Source organism: Bradyrhizobium sp. USDA 3311, from assembly GCF_054062495.1.
Genome location: NZ_JBSSFI010000001.1, coordinates 1,530,951 through 1,551,602 on the forward strand (window position 1 = coordinate 1,530,951; position 20,652 = coordinate 1,551,602).

The following is a 20,652-nucleotide window of genomic DNA, read 5'->3' on the forward strand; positions in this document are numbered from 1 at the left end:
GTTGGACTCGGTCATAGCGGCGGATAAGATCGCAGCGCTGAAGCTTGCGCCCGTTTCACGTGAAACCGAGGCCCGGCTCGATCGCTACATCGCGCTGCTGCGGGAGTGGCAGGCCAAGACCAATCTCGTCGCGCCCTCGACGCTGCCGCACCTCTGGACCCGGCACATCGCCGACTCGCTTCAGCTCGTCGATCTCGCCCCAAAGGCCAAGCGCTGGGCCGATCTCGGTAGCGGCGGCGGATTTCCGGGCATCGTCCTAGCCTGTGCCATGGCGGAAACACCCGGTGCGAGCGTTCACCTCGTCGAGCGAATCGCCAAGAAGGCGGCGTTCCTGCGCGAAGCAATTCGAATCACCACATCTCCGGGAGTCGTACATCTCGCTGAGATCGGGGATAATGTGGATAGAATCACCGGCCCGGTCGATTGCGTCACCGCGCGTGCACTGGCTCCGCTACATCAACTCATCGGCTTTGCGGAGCCGCTGATGCGCCAGGGCGCAAAAGCGTTGTTTCCAAAGGGTCAAGATGTAGAGGCTGAATTGACCGAAGCCGCTAAATATTGGAATATTCAGCCGCAGCTCCACCAAAGCCGCACCGGTGACGGCTGGATCGTGGAGCTCAATGCCGCCGAACGGCGCGGCTGAGGCGTTCAGGGGCGAGTGGGGAATTTGCGATGAGCGTGATTGACGAGCCGCAGCAAGAGCAGACCGACGTGGTCCCACAGGGACACCCGCGCATCCTCGCGCTGGCGAATCAAAAAGGCGGCGTGGGAAAAACAACCACAGCGATCAACCTTGGCACGGCGCTCGCCGCGATTGGCGAGCGCGTTCTGATCGTCGATCTCGATCCGCAGGGCAACGCCTCGACCGGCCTCGGCATCGATCGCCGCAACCGTTCCTGTTCGACCTACGACGTGCTGGTCGGCGAAGCGGCCTTGCGCGAGGCGGTGGTGTCGACGGCGGTGCCGCGGCTGCACATCGCGCCCTCGACCATGGACCTCTCCGGCCTCGAGCTCGAGCTCGGCACCACGCCCGGCCGCGCCTTCAAGCTGCGCGACGCGATCGGCGCGCTCAACAACAACGTCTCTCCGGACGCCGATTACACCTATGTGCTGATCGACTGCCCGCCCTCGCTCAACCTTCTGACGGTGAACGCGATGGCGGCGTCCGATGCGATCCTGGTGCCGCTCCAGTGCGAGTTCTTCGCGCTCGAAGGTCTGTCGCAATTGCTGCAGACGGTGGAGCAGGTCCGCTCGACGCTCAACCCGAACCTGTCGATCCACGGCATCGTGCTGACCATGTTCGACTCGCGCAACAACCTCTCGAACCAGGTCGTCGCCGACGTCCGCCAGTTCATGGGCGAGAAGGTCTACAAGACCATGATCCCGCGCAACGTGCGCATCTCGGAAGCGCCGTCCTACGGCAAGCCGGTGCTGGTCTACGATCTCAAATGCGTCGGCAGCGAAGCCTATCTGCGGCTTGCCACCGAAGTGATCCAGCGCGAGCGCGAGCTGCGCACGACGCATTGACGATGCCGTAGGGTGGGCAAAGGCGTCTTCGCCGTGCCCACCGTCTTCCGCACACAATCGGTGGGCACGCTTCGCTTTGCCCACCCTACGATAATTCAGTTCTGGAGTGCTGCACCGTGAATCCAAGGGAGCTGGCGATGGCCGACGAAGCGCGTTCGCGACTGGGCCGGGGTCTTGCAAGTCTGATCGGTGACGTCGGCGGCGAGGCTCAGCACGTCGATCGTCCGCGCGCGCAGCGCAAGGTGCCGATCGAATTCATCAAGCCCAACCCGCGCAACCCGCGCCGCACCTTTTCGGAAACCGAGCTCAAGGAGCTCAGCGATTCGATCCGGCAGCACGGCGTGATCCAGCCGATCGTGGTGCGTCCGGTGAAGGGCGCGCAGGACCGCTACGAGATCATCGCCGGCGAACGGCGCTGGCGCGCTTCGCAAATGGCAGGCCTGCATGAAGTGCCGATCGTGCCGGTCGACATCAGCGACAGCGATGCGCTGGAGTTCGCGATCATCGAGAACGTGCAGCGCGAAGACCTCAATCCGATGGAGGAGGCGCAGGGCTATCACGCGCTCGCCAATGAGTTCAAACGCAGCCAGGACGACATCGCGAAAGTCGTCGGCAAGAGCCGCAGCCACGTCGCCAACATGATGCGGCTGACGAAGCTGCCGGCCGAGGTGCAGGCCTTCATCGCGACCGGTCAGCTGACCGCCGGTCACGCCCGCGCGCTGATCGGCGTGCCCGATCCGCTCGCTGCCGCCAGGCGCATCGTCGAGGAAGGTCTCAACGTCCGCCAGGCCGAGGCGCTCGCGCATGAAGAGGGCGTGCCGGAGCGCAAGCCGCAGAAGGCGCGCAGCACCGGGGGGAAGGAAAAGGACCCCGACACGATCGATCTCGAAAAGCGCGTCAGCGACGCGCTCGGTCTCAAGGTCACCGTCAATCACCGCGACCCCGGCGGCTCCGTGCAGATCAACTACCGCAACCTCGACCAGCTCGACGAAGTCATGAAGCGGCTGGCGAAGGGCGCGCTGTAGTCTTCGCCGTTATTCCGGGCTCGCGATCACGCGCGGAGAGAGCTGGACTTAGCCCCGCCGCTTGGCATTCGCGGCGATCGCCATCAGCGTGCGCTGGGCTATGGCGGCGGCGAGGGTGGATTGCTTGCGGGTGTCGAGCGCGGCGGTTGCTAGCTGCTCGATGATGGCGGCGAGCCGCGCCACGCTGAAATTGCGCAGCGCCGTCTCCACCGCCGGCTTTCGCGAAAAGTGCAGCCGCGGAAAGCCGCCGTCGAGCACGGCGGAGGCAGGCTGGCCGTCGGCGATCGCAAGCGCGGATTTGTGCAGCCACGCGGCCTGGCGCTGCGCGGCCGAGATGATCACGCCGGGATAGGTGCCGGCGATCATGGCTTTGGCGAACTCGGTCTCGACGATGTCGGGCCGGCCGGCGAAGGCGCCGTCGACGATCGGATCGAGCTTCAGTTCGGAAGCATCGGCGACCACCGCCATCACGTCTTCCAGCGTGATCTCGCCTTTGCCATGTGCATAGAGCGTCAGCTTGCGCAGCTCGTTGCGCGAGGCCTGGCGGTCGCCGCCGAGAAACGACATCAGCGCCGCGCGGGCATCCTGCGCGATGCGCAAGTTTGCGATGCGAAGCTCGTCGTCCATCAGCTTGGCCAAGTCGCGCTCGGTGTCGGGATAGCAGCCGATCGCCACGGCCGTCTTGGCGCGCTCGCAGGCTTTGCGCAGCGGCGATTCCGGGCGCAGCTCGCCGGCCTCGATCACGATGCGGCAATCCTTCACGCCCATCTCGGCCAGCGTGTCGATGCCGCTGGCGAAGCTGCGCGAGCCTGCGCGCACGCGGATGGCGCGTCGGCCGCCGAACAGCGGCACCGTCATGGCTTCGTCGACGAGACGCGACGGCTCGGCGGACAGCTCGTCGCCATCGAGCCTGACCAGCGAGAACGGATCGTTGGGGTCGTCCACGGCGGAGGCGATCAGCGCGTCGGCGCGTTCACGCACCAGCCCGGCGTCGGGACCGTAGAGCAGGACGATCGGCCGGCCCGCGTCGGGGCGGGCGAGGAAGGCGTCGATCTCTTTTCCACGCAGCGCGACCATCGGGCCTAGATCGTCATTCCGGGGCGCGTAGCGCGAACCCGGAATCCAGTGGTTGGGAATCGAGATTCCGGGTTCGCGCCACGCGCGCCCCGGAACAACGGGAATGTGAACTAGCTGCCCGCGGTGAAGAACGAGGCGAGCCGGGTATTGATGTTCTCGGCGATCTCGTTGGCGGCACGATCCTCCGCATCGCGCACCGCGCGGTTGCGGGAGAAGCGCTGGTAGGAGCCGGGATTGTCATAGGACACGCGCGAGAACGTCGTGCCGGTCATCACCGACTTGCCGCTCGCGACCTCGATCAGGTTGTACTGGGCGTCGATGCCGTAATTCTCGCTGGTCGGCAGTCCCGTTGCCTGGCTGATGATCAGGGACGACCGGCTGGAGGTGAAGCGGATCTCCAGGCGGTGAGTCGGCGGCATGCCCGTGGCCGTGCCGTACAGCTTGAAGGCGAGAGCATTGCGGACCTCGACGCCGACGCGGGCCTCGCGGGAGGCGTTGGGCTTGGGGATCGGGGGCAGCTCGACGCCCATCAGCTTCTCACGCAAGCCGGGGGTGCCGTCAGTATGCTCGGCATACATCGGCCGGAAGCAGCCGGCCGTCAGCGCCGCCAGAGCGACGACTGCCAGCAAACGGGCTGCGATGCGGATCCTAGCCGACAACATTCACGATCCTCTTGGGGACGATGATCACCTTGCGGACGGGCTTGCCGTCCAGCGCCAGCTTTACCGCATCGAGGGCCAAAACGGCAGCCTCGATTTCCGGATTCTGGGCCGCTGTTGCAACTGTGACCTCACCCCGCTTCTTGCCGTTGACCTGGACCACCAGGGTCACGCTGTCTTCAACCAGCAAATCGCGTTCGATTTGGGGCCAATTGGCCTCCGAAACCAGCCCCTTCTGGCCCAGCACCTGCCAGCACTCCTCGGCCAGATGCGGCATCATCGGGGAGAACAGCTGGACCAGGATCTGGCTGGCCTCCCGGATCGCCCAAGCCAAGTCCGCGGCCGGCTGGCCGGGGCGCTGGAGGACCTCGGAGAACGCATTGGTGAATTCGCGGATATGGGCGAGGCAGACGTTGAAGTGTAGCCGCTCGATCCCGGTGGTGACCTTGTCCAGCGCGCCATGGGCGGCCTTGCGCAAGGCGGTCGCGTCCGCCCCGAACGAGGCCGGCCGGGCCGCCGGCGCCGCCTTGCCGAGTTCGACGGAATCGTTCACCAGCCGCCACAGCCGCTGCACGAAGCGCGAGGCGCCCTGGACGCGCTCGTCGCTCCAGATCACGTCGCGGTCGGGCGGGGAGTCCGACAGCATGAACCAGCGCGCGACGTCGGCGCCGTAGGTCTCGATGATGTCGTCGGGGTCGACGGTGTTCTTTTTCGACTTCGACATCTTCTCGATCGCGCCGATCTGGATGTCTTCGCCCGTCGTCAGCAGGGTCGCGCGGCGCCCGTTGCCGCCGAGTTCGATCTTGACCTCGGCCGGCTGCACATAGGACCCGTCGGCCTTCTGGTAGGTCTCGTGCACCACCATGCCTTGCGTGAACATGCCTGCGAACGGCTCGTCCAGCGCAACGTGCCCGGTCGCCTTCATCGCGCGGGTGAAGAAGCGGCTGTAGAGCAGATGCAGGATCGCGTGCTCGACGCCGCCGATATACTGGTCGATCGGCAGCATCCGGTTGGCGACCGCGGGCGTCGTCGGCGCGTTCTCGTTCCAGGGATCGGTGAAGCGCGCAAAGTACCAGGACGAGTCCACGAAGGTGTCCATGGTGTCGGTTTCGCGCTGCGCCTTGCCGCCGCATTGCGGGCAAGTGACGTGCTTCCAGGTCGGATGATGATCGAGCGCGTTGCCCGGCTTGTCGAAGGTCGCATCGTCAGGCAGCTTCACCGGCAGGTCGGCGTCCGGCACCGGCACCACATCGCATGTCGGGCAATGGATGACGGGGATCGGGCAGCCCCAATAGCGCTGGCGCGAAATGCCCCAGTCGCGCAGGCGGAAATTCACCTGACGCTCGCCGACCGGCGCGTTGCCGCGCAGTTCGCTTTCGAGGCGTTTTGCGACTTCATCCTTGGCCTGCTCGATGGTCATGCCGTCGAGGAAGCGCGAATTGATCATGCGGCCGTCACCGTCATAAGCGGTGTCGGTGATGACGAACGATTTCGGATCCTGGCCCTCGGGGCACACCACCGGCGTGTTGCCGAGGTTGTACTTGTTGACGAAGTCGAGGTCGCGCTGGTCATGCGCGGGGCAGCCGAAGATCGCGCCGGTGCCGTATTCCATCAGCACGAAGTTGGCGACATAGACCGGCAGCTTCCAGCTCGGGTCGAACGGATGGATCGCGCGGATGCCGGTGTCGAAACCCTGCTTCTCCGCGGTGTCGATGATCTCCTGCGCGGTGCCGATCTTCTTGATCTCGGCGATGAACTCCGCAAGCTTCGGGTCCTTGGCGGCGGCGGCCGTCGCCAGCGGATGATCGGCCGAGATCGCCATGAACTTGGCGCCGAACAGCGTGTCGGGGCGCGTCGTGAAAATCTTCAGCTCGCTCTCGCCGGCCGGCGTCGTCGCCTGATCCAGCGCGAAGCGCACCAGGAGGCCTTCGGAGCGGCCGATCCAGTTGCGCTGCATCAGCCGCACCTTGTCGGGCCAGCGGTCGAGCGTATCCAGCGCGGACAAGAGCTCCTGCGAGTACTTCGTGATCTTGAAGACCCACTGATTCATTTCCCGCTGCTCGACAACGGCACCGGAACGCCAGCCTTTGCCGTCGATCACCTGCTCGTTGGCGAGCACGGTCATGTCGACCGGGTCCCAGTTCACCTTGCGCTTCTCACGCTCGGCAAGGCCCGCACGCAGGAAGTCCAGGAACATCTTCTGCTGGTGCTTGTAGTAGGAGGGATCGCAGGTCGCGATCTCGCGGCTCCAGTCCAGCGACAGCCCGATCGAGCGGAGCTGCTTCTTCATCGCGGCGATGTTGTCGTAGGTCCAGGCTTTCGGGGCGACCTTGCGCTCGATCGCGGCGTTCTCGGCCGGCAGGCCGAAAGCGTCCCAGCCCATCGGGTGCAGCACGTTGAACCCCTTGGCGCGCATGAAGCGGGCCAGCACGTCGCCGAGCGTGTAGTTCCGGACATGGCCGATGTGGATGCGCCCGGACGGGTAGGGGAACATCTCCAGCACATAGTATTTCGGCCGCGAATCGTCGTTCTTGGAGACGAAGATCGCCTTTTCGTCCCAGGCGGCTTGCCAGCGCGGTTCGGAATCGCGGGCGTTATAGCGTTCGGAGGTCATGGAATCGTTGGTTTTTTCGTGGGTTCGGCGGTCTGAAGTGGCCGGACTAGGCCATAAAAGCGACCGTGGGGTCAACGGATGAGTATTGACAACCAACGGCACCAGGAACACAATCCCTAGTCGTATTTCACCTTCGTATACGCCATGAAGCGATTTTTGAGAGTGTTACTGGTTTTCGCCCTGACAGCGACGACGTTAGCTGAAGTGGCAACAATAATTTGCCTGACCACAACAGTTTCCGCAGAGGCTCGCCCGCGCGATCCTTAGCTGCAGTTTAGGCGGAGCATGCGTGTGGTACGGGCATCGACAAGGGGGCCCGGAAGTGCCCATTTGCGCGCTGCGTAAACATCTCAGGCCATGGGCCTGGCTGGCCGCTCTGCTAGCAAGTGGACTGTGCGCGGCTGCCGCAGATGACGTCGAGACCTGCAAAAAGATCGACCCGCTCATCTCACCAGATGCGTGCACTGCCGCAATCAAATCGGGGAGCCTTCAGGGCCACGATCTGGCTGTCCTCTATCTGAACCGTGGCTTTCTCGCCAGTCGCGCAAACGATTTCGACAAAGCAATCCAGGACTACGGCGAGGCAATCAAGGTTGACCCGCAATATGCGAATGCTTTCAGCAATCGGTGCGCCGTCTACGTCAGAAAGCGCGAATTCAATCGCGCGATCGAAGATTGCGACAACGCCATCAACCTGAACGCAAACTACACAAGTGCTTACGTGAGCAGGGGCAACGCCTACCGCCTGAAGAATCTGCATAGTCAGGCAATCATAGACTACGAGCGCGCCATCGCGCTCGACAAGAATTCAACGGCTGCGCTCTTCGGTGCCGCTCTCTCTTATTCGTCCATAGAAGACTACGGGCGCGCAATTGAAGTCTATGGCCAGGTCCTCAAACTCGACAGCAAGAGCATTCAGGCGCTTAACAATCGGGGCTTGATCTACCTGCGACTGCATGACCTGGATCGTGCGATCAAGGACTTCAGCGCGGCGATCGATCTCGATCCGACGTTCGTCTATGCCCTGAACAATCGGTGTTCGGCCTACAACAGCTTGAAAGACGCGGACAATGCCTTGAAGGATTGCGACCGCGCGATCGAGCTCGTTCCAACCTATGTAAATCCCTACATTGGACGGGGTCGGGCCCATCGTTTGAAGAATCAAACCGACCTGGCGCTCAATGACTACGATCGGGCGATCGCGCTCGACCCGAAATCCGCGAGCGCATTCTTTGGGCGCGCGTACGTTCACGACCAAAGAGAGGAATACAAACAAGCTGCGGACGACTACACCAAAGCCTCACAATTGAACCCGAACGATCCCGAGACATGGAATAATCTGTGCTGGGCTCTTGGCATCATAGATCAGCTGAAAACGGCACTCTATGCCTGCGACCGGTCGCTTTCATTGCGGCCGAACAGCGCCGTCACGTCAAATAGCCGCGGTCTTGTCAACCTCAAGTCGGGAAATCTAGCCCAGGCCATCGAGGACTACGATCGGGCGCTCAATATAAGTCCGAAGGATGAGAACTCCCTCTATGGCCGCGGTATCAGCAAGTTGAAGCTTGGCGATCGTGCCGGCGGCGAAGAAGATATTAATGCGGCCAAGGCGATCAGCAGCACCGTCGCCGACGATTTCAAGAAACTAGGAATTCGGTAAGATTACGAAACAAGTCGCTCCATATATTGGAGGATTGGCAAATGAACGAATTGCTCAGCCGGGATGTCGTCCTGCTCTTCGCATTGTGCGTCACTTACATCTTCTGGGCGGTCGTACCCCTGGTTCCTGCGGTTATGATCTACCGGCTGTTTCCCAACGCGCCGGTTGATACGCAATGGAAGATACTGGGAGTTGCAGTGAAAGCGGGCGGAGCGGCCGGCTTCTACTTCGCTATCCTGGCGCTCGGCTTCTTCAAGTTTCTCGAGCCGACGATTGAGTATGTGCGAGGTCTTCAGCGTCCCTATTGGACGGTCGAAGCCTTGGTTCAATTCGTCGAATCGGACGACAGCGTAAGCAGGCCCTACACCACCAACTCTGCGGAGCAGATACGGATTCAGCCCTATGCATATGATTTCAAGCAAACGGACGATCAGACCTATCTGATTACGATGAGGTTTGCCGAGCTCAACAGCGACACTGATTCGATCAGACTCATTTTTCCCGAGGGGATCGGCTTTATCCCTCTCAAGCAAATGATGAGCAGCGACAACACGAACAATTTCCTTAAACGTGTTAGTCTGACAAAGGGTCCTCCGACGAAGATTCATCCACCCGTCAAGTGGGGACAAAATGCGCCGTCGGTCTCCGAGCTGTCGCAAAAGCTGGAGCGCGGTCTCGAAACGATATCTCCGCGGTAGTCTTGCAGCCGGCCGTCAGCCCGCCATCATCATGTCCGCTGCGCCGGTCTCGATCGCCTGCACGCCGTGTTCGACGACGTTGTTGCGGCCGCGGTGTTTTGCGGCGTAGAGGGCGGCGTCGGCGGCTTCGATCAGGTCGCCGGGGCGCAAGGCCTCGTTGGGCTTCGCTGCGGCAACGCCGATCGAGACGGTGACGATCATGTGGGCGGATGTGATGTGCGGCAGGCAGAGCCTCAGCACGGCCGCACGCACCAGTTCGCCGATCTCCACGGCGCGGTCCACGTCGGTGTTCGGCAGCAGCAGGCAGAATTCCTCGCCGCCATAGCGCGCCGCAAAGCCCATCGTGTCGGCGGCGATACCGGACAGCGACTCGCCGAGCCGGGTCAGGCAGGAATCGCCTTCGAGATGGCCGTAAGTGTCGTTGAAGAGCTTGAAGTGGTCGACGTCGATCATCAGCAGCGCGAGGTCGCTGCCATATTGCTGCGCGCGCATCCATTCGAAGTCGAGCCGGCTCTGGAAGCCGCGGCGGTTGGCTAGGCCCGACAGCATGTCGATCGAGGCCATTACCGTCAGCCGGTCGTTGCTCGCGATCAGCTCGCGCTCGCGCTGGCTCAATTGCGCGGCCATCGCGTTGAACGCGCGGGCCAGCGGCACGAATTCGGCCGGCAGGCGATTGCGCGCCGCGCGTGCCGACAGATCGCCCTCGCCGAGGCGCTTGGCCATGTCGGCAAGCATCTCGATCGGCTTGATCACCAGCTTCTCGGCGGCGATCAGCGCGCCGAGCAGGACGAACAGGACGACGAAAGCGAGCTGGAGATAGGCGGTGCGGATGTCGCGGCTCACGGCCGCAGACACCTTGTCCTCGTCGATGCTGGCGATCAGGCGGGCATTTGTGCCGGCGATGCGGATGTAGCTGACGGCGCGGCGCGAGCCGTCGGCGGCGAGGAAGGACAGCGAGCCCTCGTCCTGGTCCGACCGCAGCGCCTTGTCGGCGATTGCGGACATCAGCGGCATGTTGTCGAGGGGACGGCCGACCGCGCTGTGCTGGTCGGCGGGTGCGGCCAGCACGGTGCCCGCGCTGTCGACCAGCACGGCGGTGATGCCGGCGCGACCACCGAGATTGCTCATGACCTTCGACATCCAGTCGAGGTTGACGGTGGCGAGCACGACGGCATCGGCGACGCCGCTGAAGGCGGACACCGGATAGACCGCCATGACGGTCGGTGACGGCACCGGCCGCGACAGGATGAAGTCGCTCAGCACGAAACGGCCGGTTTCCTGCGCCTGCTGGAAGTAAGGCCGGTCGCTGAGATCGAGGCCGACATACATGTTGTTGGTGGCGCACTGGATGCGTCCGTCCTGGCCGGCGATCAGAAGCGTGCGGATCCAGGGAAGGTTCGACGGCAGGCTCGCGCGCAGCACGTCGCAGCTCTTGCTGATGCCGCCGGCGGAGGCGCGGATGAAGGCTTCCGATTTCAGGATGGTCTCGACCGACGAGATCACCTCGCGCTGCGCATCGGCGCTGTGCCTTGCGACGGTGTTGAACTCGGCCGCGGCCTGCGCGATTTGGCTGGTGCGCGTGTTCTCGAGCGAACGGATGCGCTCGAGCATCAAGGGCGCCACCAGAATCACGGCGAGTAACGCAAGCCGCGCCCGGATTCCAAGGACCTGCTTGAGTTTTGCTCGCTTACGGTTGAAACTGACGTTTGCCATCTTCGCTGCCCACCCCATGGGCCAAGGTAAAGCGAAGGGTTCAAAAACTCTTTCTTGAACTCGGTAAAATTGGACTTACCTCGGTTACGACCACAGCCAATCGACGTCATGACAGAAGCCAACGCCGCGCCGGTAACCGGCCATTCACCAAACGCGCTCGCCGCGGTCGAAGCCGAAATCGCCCGCGCCTGCAAGGACGCGCGGCGCGATCGCGCCTCGGTCACGCTGATCGCGGTGTCGAAGACCTTCGACGCGGATGCAATTACCCCGGTCATCGCCGCCGGACAGCGCGTATTTGGCGAGAATCGGGTGCAGGAGGCCAAAGGCAAGTGGCCGGCGTTAACGTCCGTTTACCCCGATATTGCGCTGCATCTGATCGGACCGCTGCAATCCAACAAGGCGAAAGAGGCGGTCGCGCTGTTCGACGCCATCCATTCGGTTGACCGCCCGAGCATTTGCCAGGCGTTAGCCAAGGAAATCGAATCCCAGAAAAAGCACCCGCAGCTCTTCGTCCAGATCAACACCGGCGAGGAGCCGCAGAAGGCCGGCGTCGCGCCCGGCGAGGCCGATGCCTTCCTCGCAAGCTGCCGCGATACCTATGGGCTGACGATCTCCGGACTGATGTGCATCCCGCCGGTCGACGAGCCGCCGGCGGCGCATTTCGCGCTGACCGCCAAGATCGCCGCGCGTAACGGCTTGAAGAATCTCTCGATGGGCATGAGCGCGGATTTCGCCACCGCCATCATGCTCGGCGCCACGCATGTGCGCGTGGGAAGCGCGATCTTCGGGCATAGATAATTGTCTTGGGTCGTCCTGGCGAAAGCCAGGACCCATTACCCCAGGGAGTGGTTCGGCGAAGATTGGCCGTCGATATTGCAACCGAGCGGAATCGAGAGATCACGCGGTATGGGTCCTGGCCTTCGCCAGGACGACAGCAGTGATTATTCGAACCCCACCGACACCTTCCCCAACACGCCAAAATCCACCGCAAAGTGATCGCCGGCCTGGATCGGCAGCGGCGGATGGCAGGTGCCTGTGGTCACCACCTCCCCTGCCCGCAAGGTGATGCCGAGCCCGCGCAGCTCGTTGGCGAGCCAGGCGAGTGCAACACGGGGATCGCCGAGCACGTTCTTGCCATGGCCGATATAGCGCTCGCCGCGCAGCGTGATCTGCGGCCGTTCTTCGACGAGATCCATCCCGCGCCAGTTCGCAGGCGTCGCCGCGCCCAGCACGAACAGATGCGCGCAGGCATTGTCGGCGATGAGCTGCGCCTCGCCGGCGCCGGCGAAATCGACAAAGCGCGAATCCGGAATCTCGATCGCGGGATGGAAGCTGTCCACGGCGCCCAGCACCTCGTCGACGGCGAACGGCGCCGCGCGCGGCGCCAGATCGCGTCCCATGCGGAAGCAAAATTCCGGCTCGCCGACGCGCATCGCGTTGCCCTTCATCGACGCGGTGCCGCCATCGGCGATCACGGTGTCGCTCATGATGCGCCCGGCCAGCGGTCCCGTGACATTGATGTGCTTCTGTCCGGACAAGCTCGTTGCCGCGATCTTCCAGCCGAACAGCTTTCCGGGCGATTGCGCTTCGAGCGCGGCCTGAATGGCGTAGCCCTCGGCGCGGGTCTGCGGCCGCAGATGTCCCTCCAGCGCGTCGAGCTTGGTGCCGTCACGCCAGTGTTGAACGAGGACCCGCGATGCGGCGGCGATCTGATCCTTCTCGAGCATGGGCCCTCACCCGATGATGATTCTTGTTCGTGGGCCGATCCGCCGCAGCAATTGCAGCATCGCGGATTTGGTCATGGAGACGCAGCCCGCGGTCGGGCCGAAACTGTCGCGGACCAGATGCAGAAACACCGCGCTGCCGCGGCCGGCGATGCGCGGGCGCGTGTTGTGGTCGATTTCGATGATGAAGTCATAGAGATGGTCGGCCCGCTTGAGCCGGTCACCGCCCTGCCCCTCGCCGAGTCGGATTCCCTGATTGTAATGACGGTCGTGGGGGTCCTCGCACCAGGCGTCTTCGCCGGTGATGATCCGCGCCGGCAGGAAGGTTTGCGGCCGGCTGTGCCGGTCGCCCCGCCACCACAGTCGCCGCGGTCGGAAGCTGCCCCTCGGGGTGCCGCCGTCGCCCTCGCGCTTGTTGGCGAGAATACCGCCCCGCCCCAGCGCCACCGGAATGGTCAGCGCTCCGGCCGTCAGCCAGCCGCGGCGCGGATTACCGGCGGCAGCCTTAACGCGGATCGCGGACAGCGGTCCGGCGCCTCGATTTTTGGTGTAAGTAGCTGAAGCAGCGTTGTTTTTCATGTGACCGTGCGATGTCGCATTCATTACAGGACATTCATCAAAACGCCCTGCTATTCTAGGTTAGAGTGCTTCTGGCTTGTGAATCGGTAACAGCCCACTACTTCAACACGAACAACAATAATAACGGCGACCCCTAAACTTCCCCTCGCGGCTGGGCGCGGCATGCATGCGCGCCGAGCCGGACCCCAAAAGGATGATACCCTATGGCCAATGCCCGCAAGATCCTGATCGTGGATGACGATACCGATCTGCGCGATACGTTGGTGGAGCAATTATCGCTGCACGAAGAATTCGAAGCCTCCGCCGTCGATACCGGCGCCAAGGGCGCGAGCGCCGCGAAGGCCAATTCCCCCGATCTCGTCCTGATGGACGTCGGCCTGCCCGACACCGATGGCCGCGAGGTGGTCCGCTCCTTGCGCAAGGGCGGCTTCAAGGCCCCCATCATCATGCTGACCGGGCATGACACCGATTCCGACACGATTTTGGGCCTGGAATCCGGCGCCAACGACTACGTCGCAAAACCCTTCCGCTTCGCCGTGCTGCTGGCCCGTATCCGCGCGCAGCTCCGTCAGCACGAAGCCAGCGAGGACGCGGTGTTCTCGGTCGGCCCCTACAGCTTCCGGCCCGGCTCGAAGATGCTGACCGCCGCCAATGCGCGCAAGGTCCGGCTGACGGAGAAGGAAACCGCCATCCTCCGCTTCCTCTACCGCGCCGGCCAGATGCCGGTGTCGCGCGAGACCCTGCTCCAGGAGGTCTGGGGCTACAATTCCGGCGTCACCACCCACACGCTGGAAACCCACATCTACCGCCTCCGCCAGAAGATCGAGAAGGACGCCGCCAACCCGGAGATCCTGGTAACGGAAGCCGGTGGCTACAAGCTGGTGCCGTGATACGCTTTGGGGGCGTGCGAATCGTTTTAGATCGCGTGCCCTTGAGCCTCGGATCTGAATGTCAATTGACGACGACGTAGCGCTTCTCGAGCGGGTCCCGACATTGCGCCTGTTGGGAGACGCCTCGTTGCGCATGCTGGCGATCGGCTCCGAGCAGCGTGACTTCGTCCGCGGCGACATCCTGTTCAATCTTGGCGACGACGCCGATGCCGGCTTCGTGGTCCAGCGCGGCGCCTTCCGGGTTGAAGACGGCGCCGGCGCCGAGATGACCGTGGGTCCCGGCGCGCTGATCGGCGAGCTCGCGCTGGTGGTGCCGATGAAGCGGCCGTCGAGCGCGATCGCGCTGGAGCATTCCTCCGTCATCCGCGTCGCGCGCAGCCTGTTTCAGCGCGTGCTCGAAAGCGACCCCGCCGCCGCCGTTCGCCTGCGCGACGAATTCGCAGTTCGCTCCAGCCAGATCGCGAGCGATATCCTGATGGCCGGTGCGAAGCTGACGACCTGAGGCCCCTGTCATTCCGGGGCGCGACGAAGTCGCGAGCCCGGAATCCATTCATCCACCAACTCTGCCGCCCGATGGATTCCGGGCTCGCGCTACGCGCGCCCCGGAATGACAGGAGGTCACACCTCCAGCGTCACCGTCACCGGCACGTGGTCCGACGGTCGCTCCCAGCTCCGCGCGTCGCGGAGAATCTTGAAATCCTGGACCGCGTCCTTCAGCGCGCGCGAGACCCAGATGTGGTCGAGCCTGCGGCCGCGATCGCCGACGGTCCAGTCGGCGGAACGGTAGCTCCACCACGTGTAGACCTTCTCCGACATCGGAATGCGCTCGCGCGCGACGTCGACCCACTCACCGGCCGCGAGTGCCGCCTTCAGCTTCTCGGTTTCGACAGGCGTGTGCGAGACCACTTTCAGAAGCTGCTTGTGCGACCAGACGTCGTTCTCGTGCGGGGCGACGTTGAGATCGCCGACCAGGATGTGGCGGTCATCGCCGCGCGGATGCAGCGGCTCGCACGCCGTCATCTCGTCGAGGAAGCGCAGCTTGTGGTCGAACTTCTCGTTCAGCGCCGGATCGGGAATGTCGCCGCCGGCCGGCACGTAGAAATTATGCAGCACCAGCGGCTTTGCGATGTTGGCCTGCGTCCCGAAAGATACAGAAATGTGGCGCGAATCCACCTTGTCGCAGAAGGTGCGGATGTCCTTGGACTCGAACGGGATCTTCGAGACGATGGCGACGCCGTGATAGCCCTTCTGCCCGTTCAGCGCGACGTGCTCATAGCCGAGCCGCTTGAAGCGCTTCAGCGGAAAGGCATCGTCGATGCACTTGGTCTCCTGGAGGCACAGCACGTCCGGCCGCGCACTCTTGAGGAATTTCGCGACCAGATCGATGCGCAGCCGCACCGAATTGATGTTCCAGGTTGTCAGGGAAAGACGCATGAGGGATGCGTCTTAGCATGGATTGGCGCGGGGAAAATGTTTGTCCACAGCGAGCTCTCGTAGGGTGGGCAAAGCGAAGCGTGCCCACCATTCCTGCCGCGAGGAGGAGAGATGGTGGGCACGGCGCAAGTGCGCCTTTGCCCACCCTACAGCAACTATCCTGGCGATGGGCCGTAATTGGTAAAGTCGATCTTGAACATGCCGGGATCGAGCTTCTTGGTTGCGTCGAGATTGTAGACCGCGATCGTGGTGTCGTAGCCCTGCGGGTCGGTGACGGTCCACTGCTTCAGCTGGCCGTCCTTGGCGCCGAACATCAGCAGGAGGCGGCTGGTGCCGACCAGCGCCTGCTTCTCCTCGATGGTGACGCTGACGAAGACGTCGTCGGCCGAGACGTTGACGACGTTGGTGTCCTTCATCAGGTCGATGCGATCGGACAGCAGGAAGCGCAGCGGCGTCTGCGACAGCGGATAGACGTCTTGCGTGGCGAGCTTGCGGTCGCGCACCACCAGCGACGATCCGTCGGCGACGATGTCGATTGGGCTCGGCGCGTCATATTCGAAGCGCACCTTGCCCGGCTTCTGGATGTAGAAATCGCCCTGCGTCTTGCTGCCGTCGGGGCCGACCTGGACGAAATTCCCGACCAGTGTCGACAGCGAGGACAGATAGGCGCTGACCTTGGCCGCCTGCGCCTTCTGGTTGGCGTCGAAGGTCTGGAAGATGCTGCTCGGCACGTTGCGGCGCGGATCCGGGATCACCGGATTCGGCGGCGTCTGGGTCGCGCCGGTGACCGCAGGCCCGCCGGCGGCTGCACCATTGTCGCGGCCCTTCGGCGCAGGCTTCGGCACCGGCACGTTCTGCGCGGACGACGCCGCGGTCACCATCGCGGCGGTGACGAGAAGCACGCCGGCCACGCGCGCGCTTCGCGCGGCGATGGTGGCAGCGAATCGAATGTCCGGATGTCTGATCAACGCGTCGTCCTGTATGGCTAGGCGCCTTTTAGCGTGATTTCGGGCAAAAGCAGATATCGATTTTGCGTGAAAGCCTGTTTTGAGGCGGCTCGCCTCACATATGGCTGTCTTCTTCCTCGACCAGGATCTCGCGCTTGCCGGCGTGGTTGGCGGGACCGACAATGCCTTCCAGTTCCATGCGCTCCATCAGCGATGCGGCGCGGTTATAGCCGATTTGCAGGCGGCGCTGGATGTAGCTGGTCGAGGCCTTGCGGTCGCGTTTGACGATGGCAACGGCCTGCTGGAATAGATCGCCGCCGCCATCCGCGCCCATGCCGCTGGCGTCGAACACGGCACCGCCGTCCTCGTCCTCGGTCGGCTCTTCGGCCGTGACGGCCTCGAGGTATTCGGGCTGACCCTGCGTCTTGAGGTGGCGCACCACCTTCTCGACTTCGTCGTCCGATGCAAACGGTCCGTGCACGCGGCTGATGCGGCCGCCGCCCGCCATGTAGAGCATGTCGCCCTGGCCGAGCAGCTGCTCGGCGCCCATTTCGCCGAGGATGGTGCGGCTGTCGATCTTGGAGGTGACCTGGAAGGCGATGCGGGTCGGGAAGTTCGCCTTGATGGTGCCGGTGATGACGTCCACCGACGGACGCTGTGTCGCCAGGATCACATGCAGGCCGGCGGCGCGCGCCATCTGCGCGAGACGCTGCACCGCGCCTTCGATGTCCTTGCCGGCGACCATCATCAGGTCGGCCATTTCGTCGACGATGATGACGATGTAGGGCAGCGGGTCGAGCGAGAGCTTCTCTTCCTCGTAGATCGCCTTGCCGGTTTCCTTGTCGAAGCCGGTGTGCACCGTGCGGGTCGGCTCCTCGCCCTTGGCTTTCAACTCGAGCAGGCGCGTGTTGTAGCCGTCGATGTTGCGCACACCGAGCTTGGCCATGTTCTTGTAGCGCTCTTCCATCTCGCGCACGGCCCATTTCAACGCGACCACCGCCTTTTTCGGGTCGGTCACGACGGGCGTGAGCAGATGGGGAATGCCGTCATAGACGGAGAGTTCGAGCATCTTCGGATCGACCATGATCAGCCGGCACTGGTCCGGGCGCAGCCGGTAGACCAGGCTGAGGATCATGGTGTTGATGGCGACCGACTTGCCCGAGCCGGTGGTGCCGGCGATCAGCATGTGCGGCGTGCGCGCGAGGTCGATGATGACGGGGTCGCCGCCGATGGTCTTGCCGAGGCAGAGCGGCAGCTTTGCGACCGTGTCGACGGTCTCCTTGGCGACCAGCAGCTCGCGCAGATAGACCTTTTCGCGATGGGCGTTCGGCAATTCGATGCCGATGGCATTGCGGCCGGGCACGACGGCGACGCGCGCCGACAGCGCACTCATCGAGCGGGCGATGTCGTCGGCGAGGCCGATCACGCGCGACGACTTGATGCCGGGCGCCGGCTCCAGCTCGTACAGCGTGACGACGGGACCCGGATTGGCCTTCACGATCTCGCCGCGCACGCCGAAGTCCTGCAGCACGCCTTCGAGCGCGCGCGAATTGGCCTCCAGCTCGGCCTTGCTGAGCGGCTGGCGATCGCCGGCCTTGGGCGCGGCCAGCACGGACACGGACGGAAGCTCGAACTTGTCGGAGGATTTCCTGGCCGCGGCCTTCGGAGCCGCCTTCTTGCGCGGTGCGCGCGCGGCAGGCTCCTCCTCTTCCTCCTCGTCTTCCTCTTCCTCGTGCTCCTCCTCGTAGTCCTCGTCTTCGGACCGCGGCGAGATCGGCGGCGCGGCGCGGCCGCCGCCGAGATTCGGCTCCTGGCGGCTGAACCCAACGGCCCTGGTCTTCGGTCCGCTCGAGACCAGCGAGCGGTAAGCGGCACCACACAGCCAGATCAGGCGCGCCTTGGTGCTCATCAGCGCATGGAACAGCCATCCCAGCGACACCGAGCCGCGATCGCTCTCCTCGTCTTCATCGAGCGGCTTGTCGTCATCCTCGATCTCGGCGAGCTCGTCGTCATGCTCGCGCGCGCCAAGACCGCAGGCGATCAGGAAGGTCGCGGCCATCGCCGCGAACAGGATCACGCCGAGCACGGTGCGATAGATCATGCCGGGCGGCCCGAAAATCACCGCGGGCGCGCGCACCAGGGCATCGCCGACCACGCCGCCGAGTCCGGTCGGCAGCGGCCATGCGCCGCCGTGCGGCCAGCAGCTGACAAAGCCCGCAGCGATCACGGTGCAGAGAATCCAGGAGCCGAGCCGCAGCGCCTCGCGGTCGAACGGGCGATGGGTCATCATGCGCCAGCCCCAGACCGCGACCGTCAGGACCAGCATGATGGCGCCGAGCCCGAGGATCTGCATCGCAAGGTCGGCGCCGATCGCGCCGGCATAGCCGAGGATGTTGCGGATCGGCCGCGAGGTCGCGTGGCTGAGGCTTGCATCCTGCACCGACCAGGTCATGAGCGCGGCCGAGGCGAGCCCCGACAGCGCGATCAGGCCGAGGCCGGCGAGCTCGCGCATACGCCGCGCCAGCCCCTCGCGGATCGACGGCGGCAGATGGCCGACCAGTGGAATGACACGTTCGATTGCCGACATGCTCACGGGCCCCGCCTAACCCAGAGTCTCGACCAGGCGGTGCAGCGCCTGTGCCGTGGTCTCGCCATCCTGCACCAGCGCGAGGCGAATGTAGCCTGCGCCGGGATTGAAGCCGTCGGGCTGGAGCCGCGCCAGATAGCTGCCGGGCACCACGCGCACGCCGGCTTCCTTGAAGAGCCTGAGCGTGATCGACACGTCGTCGCCGAGCTCGGACGTGTTGAGCCAGACGCAGAAGCCGCCGTCGGGCCGGCGATAGCCGTAGCGATTGCCGATGATCTGGTCGGCGAGGTCGAACTTGATCCGGTAGAGCCTGCGGTTCTCCTCGACATGCGCTTCGTCGCCATAGGCGACGGTGGCGACATGCTGGAGCGGCACGGGCACCTGGGGCGCTGCGATGTTGCGCAGCTCGAGGAACATGCCGATGAACTTCTTGTCGCCGGCGGCGAACCCGACGCGCAGGCCCGGCAAATTGGAGCGCTTCGACAGCGACTGGAACGCAACCACGCGGGTGAAGTCGGGGCCGGCACATTCGAGCGCGCTGCCCGGGGCCTCGCGGGTGTAGATCTCCGAATAGCACTCGTCGCTGAGGATCACGAAGCCGTAGCGGTCGGCGAGCTGCTTCAACCGCTTGAAATAGTCGGGCTTGGCGACCGAGCCCTGCGGATTGGCGGGCGAGGCCAGATAGAGCGCCACCGTGCGCGCCAGCGTCGCCTCGTCGATGGCGTCGAGATCGGGCAGGAAGCCATTCTCGACGGTGGTCGGCAGATAGACCGGCTCGCAAGCCGCTGCGCGGGCGCCGGCGCCATAGACCGGATAGAACGGGTTCGGCATCAGGATGGCGGGCTTGCCGGGGCGCGGGCCGACATAGCGTGCGGCCGTGATCGCGGCGAGGAACAGCCCCTCGCGGCTGCCATTGAGGACGAGAAGCTCGCTCGCGGGGTCGAGCGGCCGCGGCAGCTTGAAGCGCGACGACAACCAGGCGCTCGCGGCTTTCCGGAACGGCTCGGTGCCCTGGTTCATCGGGTAACGGCCGAAATCGGCGGTGTGCTTGGCCAGGACCGGGCCGACGAAATCGGGCACGGGATGCTGAGGCTCGCCGACCGCAAGCGTAATCAAGGGCTTACCCGGCTGATGGGGGGCCAGCAGCTCGTTCAGCCGGACGAAGGGCGAGCGTTCGGAATCGGAGCTTCCGCTGGCCTGCGGCGCACGGGATGAAGCGGTCATAGCCATTCTGGACGCCAGCACTCTTGGAACAGCCGGTCGCACCAAGGCGCCGGCGGGAAGCGGTTCAGTTCACCATAGATAGGGCGAGGTTAAGACGCGATTAACCATCGGCCGCCGCCCCCGTCCAGAGCGGGAATATTGAGGCCGGACAACAACGGGATGGGTGGGCTACAGGGCCGGCTGGTTCCTCCACCTCTCTCGCTTGCGGGAGAGGTCGCGCCGAAGGCGCGGATGAGGGTTCTCTCCGCATAGGGACTGTCCCGATGTTGAGACACCCTCTCCCCTGCCCTCGCC

General features: G+C 64.2%; 18 protein-coding genes. 8 read left to right on the top strand and 10 right to left on the bottom strand.

All coding sequences use genetic code 11. The features are described from left to right. Position 1: 1 nt before the first annotated feature. From rsmG to ACVWW6_RS07255, 3 genes are all read left to right on the top strand, one after another. Complete coding sequence (rsmG, locus tag ACVWW6_RS07245) at positions 2–643, top strand: 16S rRNA (guanine(527)-N(7))-methyltransferase RsmG (RefSeq protein ID WP_456680437.1); 642 nt, start codon at positions 2–4, stop codon at positions 641–643. Positions 644–672: 29 nt separating this feature from the next. Further along, the gene (locus ACVWW6_RS07250) at positions 673–1,527 is read left to right on the top strand and encodes a ParA family protein (RefSeq protein WP_011083458.1); all 855 of its coding nucleotides are present in this window, start codon (positions 673–675) and stop codon (positions 1,525–1,527) included. A gap of 137 nt (positions 1,528–1,664) precedes the next feature. Then, positions 1,665–2,552 (top strand): ParB/RepB/Spo0J family partition protein, encoded by an 888-nt coding sequence (locus ACVWW6_RS07255; RefSeq protein ID WP_038965125.1) that lies wholly within the window; start codon positions 1,665–1,667, stop codon positions 2,550–2,552. A 48-nt stretch (positions 2,553–2,600) separates the two neighbouring features. Here the strand turns inward: ACVWW6_RS07255 and holA are convergent, their stop codons facing one another. From holA to leuS, 3 genes are all read right to left on the bottom strand, one after another. Then, positions 2,601–3,629: a DNA polymerase III subunit delta gene (gene holA / locus ACVWW6_RS07260; RefSeq protein WP_028174995.1), complete on the bottom strand. Its 1,029-nt coding sequence runs from the start codon at positions 3,627–3,629 to the stop codon at positions 2,601–2,603. Positions 3,630–3,739: 110 nt separating this feature from the next. Next, positions 3,740–4,291 carry an LPS assembly lipoprotein LptE gene (lptE, locus tag ACVWW6_RS07265; RefSeq protein WP_011083455.1) on the bottom strand — a complete coding sequence of 184 codons (552 nt, stop codon included), beginning with the start codon at positions 4,289–4,291 and terminating at the stop codon, positions 3,740–3,742. Continuing rightward, the gene (leuS, locus tag ACVWW6_RS07270) at positions 4,278–6,902 is read right to left on the bottom strand and encodes a leucine--tRNA ligase (protein WP_456680438.1); all 2,625 of its coding nucleotides are present in this window, start codon (positions 6,900–6,902) and stop codon (positions 4,278–4,280) included. The genes lptE and leuS overlap by 14 nt, the downstream gene beginning before the upstream one ends. A 289-nt stretch (positions 6,903–7,191) precedes the next feature. Between leuS and ACVWW6_RS07275 the strand changes: the two genes are divergently transcribed. Together ACVWW6_RS07275 and ACVWW6_RS07280 are read left to right on the top strand one after the other, a co-directional pair. Next, on the top strand, positions 7,192–8,562 hold the full coding sequence (locus tag ACVWW6_RS07275) for a tetratricopeptide repeat protein (RefSeq protein ID WP_456680439.1): 1,371 nt from the start codon (positions 7,192–7,194) through the stop codon (positions 8,560–8,562). Between the two features lie 41 nt (positions 8,563–8,603). Then, positions 8,604–9,260, top strand: a complete 657-nt coding sequence (locus ACVWW6_RS07280; protein ID WP_456680440.1) for a hypothetical protein — start codon at positions 8,604–8,606, stop codon at positions 9,258–9,260. A gap of 15 nt (positions 9,261–9,275) precedes the next feature. On the opposite strand, the gene ACVWW6_RS07285 is transcribed toward ACVWW6_RS07280, so the two are convergent. Then, positions 9,276–10,973, bottom strand: a complete 1,698-nt coding sequence (locus ACVWW6_RS07285; protein WP_028174991.1) for a diguanylate cyclase domain-containing protein — start codon at positions 10,971–10,973, stop codon at positions 9,276–9,278. A 108-nt stretch (positions 10,974–11,081) separates the two neighbouring features. On the opposite strand from ACVWW6_RS07285, the gene ACVWW6_RS07290 reads away from it, so the two are divergent. Then, complete coding sequence (locus ACVWW6_RS07290) at positions 11,082–11,771, top strand: YggS family pyridoxal phosphate-dependent enzyme (protein WP_060909612.1); 690 nt, start codon at positions 11,082–11,084, stop codon at positions 11,769–11,771. 143 nt (positions 11,772–11,914) lie between these two features. Here the strand turns inward: ACVWW6_RS07290 and ACVWW6_RS07295 are convergent, their stop codons facing one another. After that, the gene (locus ACVWW6_RS07295) at positions 11,915–12,700 is read right to left on the bottom strand and encodes a 2-keto-4-pentenoate hydratase (protein ID WP_456680441.1); all 786 of its coding nucleotides are present in this window, start codon (positions 12,698–12,700) and stop codon (positions 11,915–11,917) included. Between the two features lie 6 nt (positions 12,701–12,706). Continuing rightward, positions 12,707–13,276, bottom strand: a complete 570-nt coding sequence (locus ACVWW6_RS07300; RefSeq protein ID WP_456683127.1) for a L,D-transpeptidase family protein — start codon at positions 13,274–13,276, stop codon at positions 12,707–12,709. A gap of 203 nt (positions 13,277–13,479) precedes the next feature. On the opposite strand from ACVWW6_RS07300, the gene ACVWW6_RS07305 reads away from it, so the two are divergent. Beyond that, complete coding sequence (locus ACVWW6_RS07305; protein ID WP_008142830.1) at positions 13,480–14,166, top strand: response regulator transcription factor; 687 nt, start codon at positions 13,480–13,482, stop codon at positions 14,164–14,166. A gap of 58 nt (positions 14,167–14,224) precedes the next feature. After that, a complete protein-coding gene (locus ACVWW6_RS07310) occupies positions 14,225–14,668 on the top strand; it encodes a cyclic nucleotide-binding domain-containing protein (protein WP_011083447.1) in 444 nt (147 codons plus the stop codon). Between the two features lie 116 nt (positions 14,669–14,784). Here the strand turns inward: ACVWW6_RS07310 and xth are convergent, their stop codons facing one another. The 4 genes from xth to ACVWW6_RS07330 form a co-directional block, all read right to left on the bottom strand. After that, positions 14,785–15,600, bottom strand: coding sequence for an exodeoxyribonuclease III (gene xth, locus ACVWW6_RS07315; RefSeq protein ID WP_028174987.1), 816 nt, complete (start codon positions 15,598–15,600; stop codon positions 14,785–14,787). A gap of 155 nt (positions 15,601–15,755) precedes the next feature. Beyond that, positions 15,756–16,511: an outer membrane lipoprotein carrier protein LolA gene (locus ACVWW6_RS07320; RefSeq protein ID WP_011083445.1), complete on the bottom strand. Its 756-nt coding sequence runs from the start codon at positions 16,509–16,511 to the stop codon at positions 15,756–15,758. A gap of 151 nt (positions 16,512–16,662) precedes the next feature. Then, on the bottom strand, positions 16,663–19,140 hold the full coding sequence (locus tag ACVWW6_RS07325) for a DNA translocase FtsK (protein ID WP_161532799.1): 2,478 nt from the start codon (positions 19,138–19,140) through the stop codon (positions 16,663–16,665). A gap of 9 nt (positions 19,141–19,149) precedes the next feature. Further along, positions 19,150–20,364 carry an aminotransferase class I/II-fold pyridoxal phosphate-dependent enzyme gene (locus ACVWW6_RS07330; protein WP_456680442.1) on the bottom strand — a complete coding sequence of 405 codons (1,215 nt, stop codon included), beginning with the start codon at positions 20,362–20,364 and terminating at the stop codon, positions 19,150–19,152. Positions 20,365–20,652 lie beyond the last annotated feature (288 nt).

Coding starts and splice junctions, on each gene's coding strand:
- ACVWW6_RS07250 (WP_011083458.1), top strand. CDS start 673: ATGAGCGTGATTGACGAGCCGCAGCAAGAGCAGACCGACGTGGTCCCA.
- ACVWW6_RS07255 (WP_038965125.1), top strand. CDS start 1,665: ATGGCCGACGAAGCGCGTTCGCGACTGGGCCGGGGTCTTGCAAGTCTG.
- holA (WP_028174995.1), bottom strand. CDS start 3,629: ATGGTCGCGCTGCGTGGAAAAGAGATCGACGCCTTCCTCGCCCGCCCC.
- lptE (WP_011083455.1), bottom strand. CDS start 4,291: ATGTTGTCGGCTAGGATCCGCATCGCAGCCCGTTTGCTGGCAGTCGTC.
- leuS (WP_456680438.1), bottom strand. CDS start 6,902: ATGACCTCCGAACGCTATAACGCCCGCGATTCCGAACCGCGCTGGCAA.
- ACVWW6_RS07280 (WP_456680440.1), top strand. CDS start 8,604: ATGAACGAATTGCTCAGCCGGGATGTCGTCCTGCTCTTCGCATTGTGC.
- ACVWW6_RS07285 (WP_028174991.1), bottom strand. CDS start 10,973: ATGGCAAACGTCAGTTTCAACCGTAAGCGAGCAAAACTCAAGCAGGTC.
- ACVWW6_RS07290 (WP_060909612.1), top strand. CDS start 11,082: ATGACAGAAGCCAACGCCGCGCCGGTAACCGGCCATTCACCAAACGCG.
- ACVWW6_RS07295 (WP_456680441.1), bottom strand. CDS start 12,700: ATGCTCGAGAAGGATCAGATCGCCGCCGCATCGCGGGTCCTCGTTCAA.
- ACVWW6_RS07300 (WP_456683127.1), bottom strand. CDS start 13,276: ATGAAAAACAACGCTGCTTCAGCTACTTACACCAAAAATCGAGGCGCC.
- ACVWW6_RS07305 (WP_008142830.1), top strand. CDS start 13,480: ATGGCCAATGCCCGCAAGATCCTGATCGTGGATGACGATACCGATCTG.
- ACVWW6_RS07310 (WP_011083447.1), top strand. CDS start 14,225: ATGTCAATTGACGACGACGTAGCGCTTCTCGAGCGGGTCCCGACATTG.
- xth (WP_028174987.1), bottom strand. CDS start 15,600: ATGCGTCTTTCCCTGACAACCTGGAACATCAATTCGGTGCGGCTGCGC.
- ACVWW6_RS07330 (WP_456680442.1), bottom strand. CDS start 20,364: ATGGCTATGACCGCTTCATCCCGTGCGCCGCAGGCCAGCGGAAGCTCC.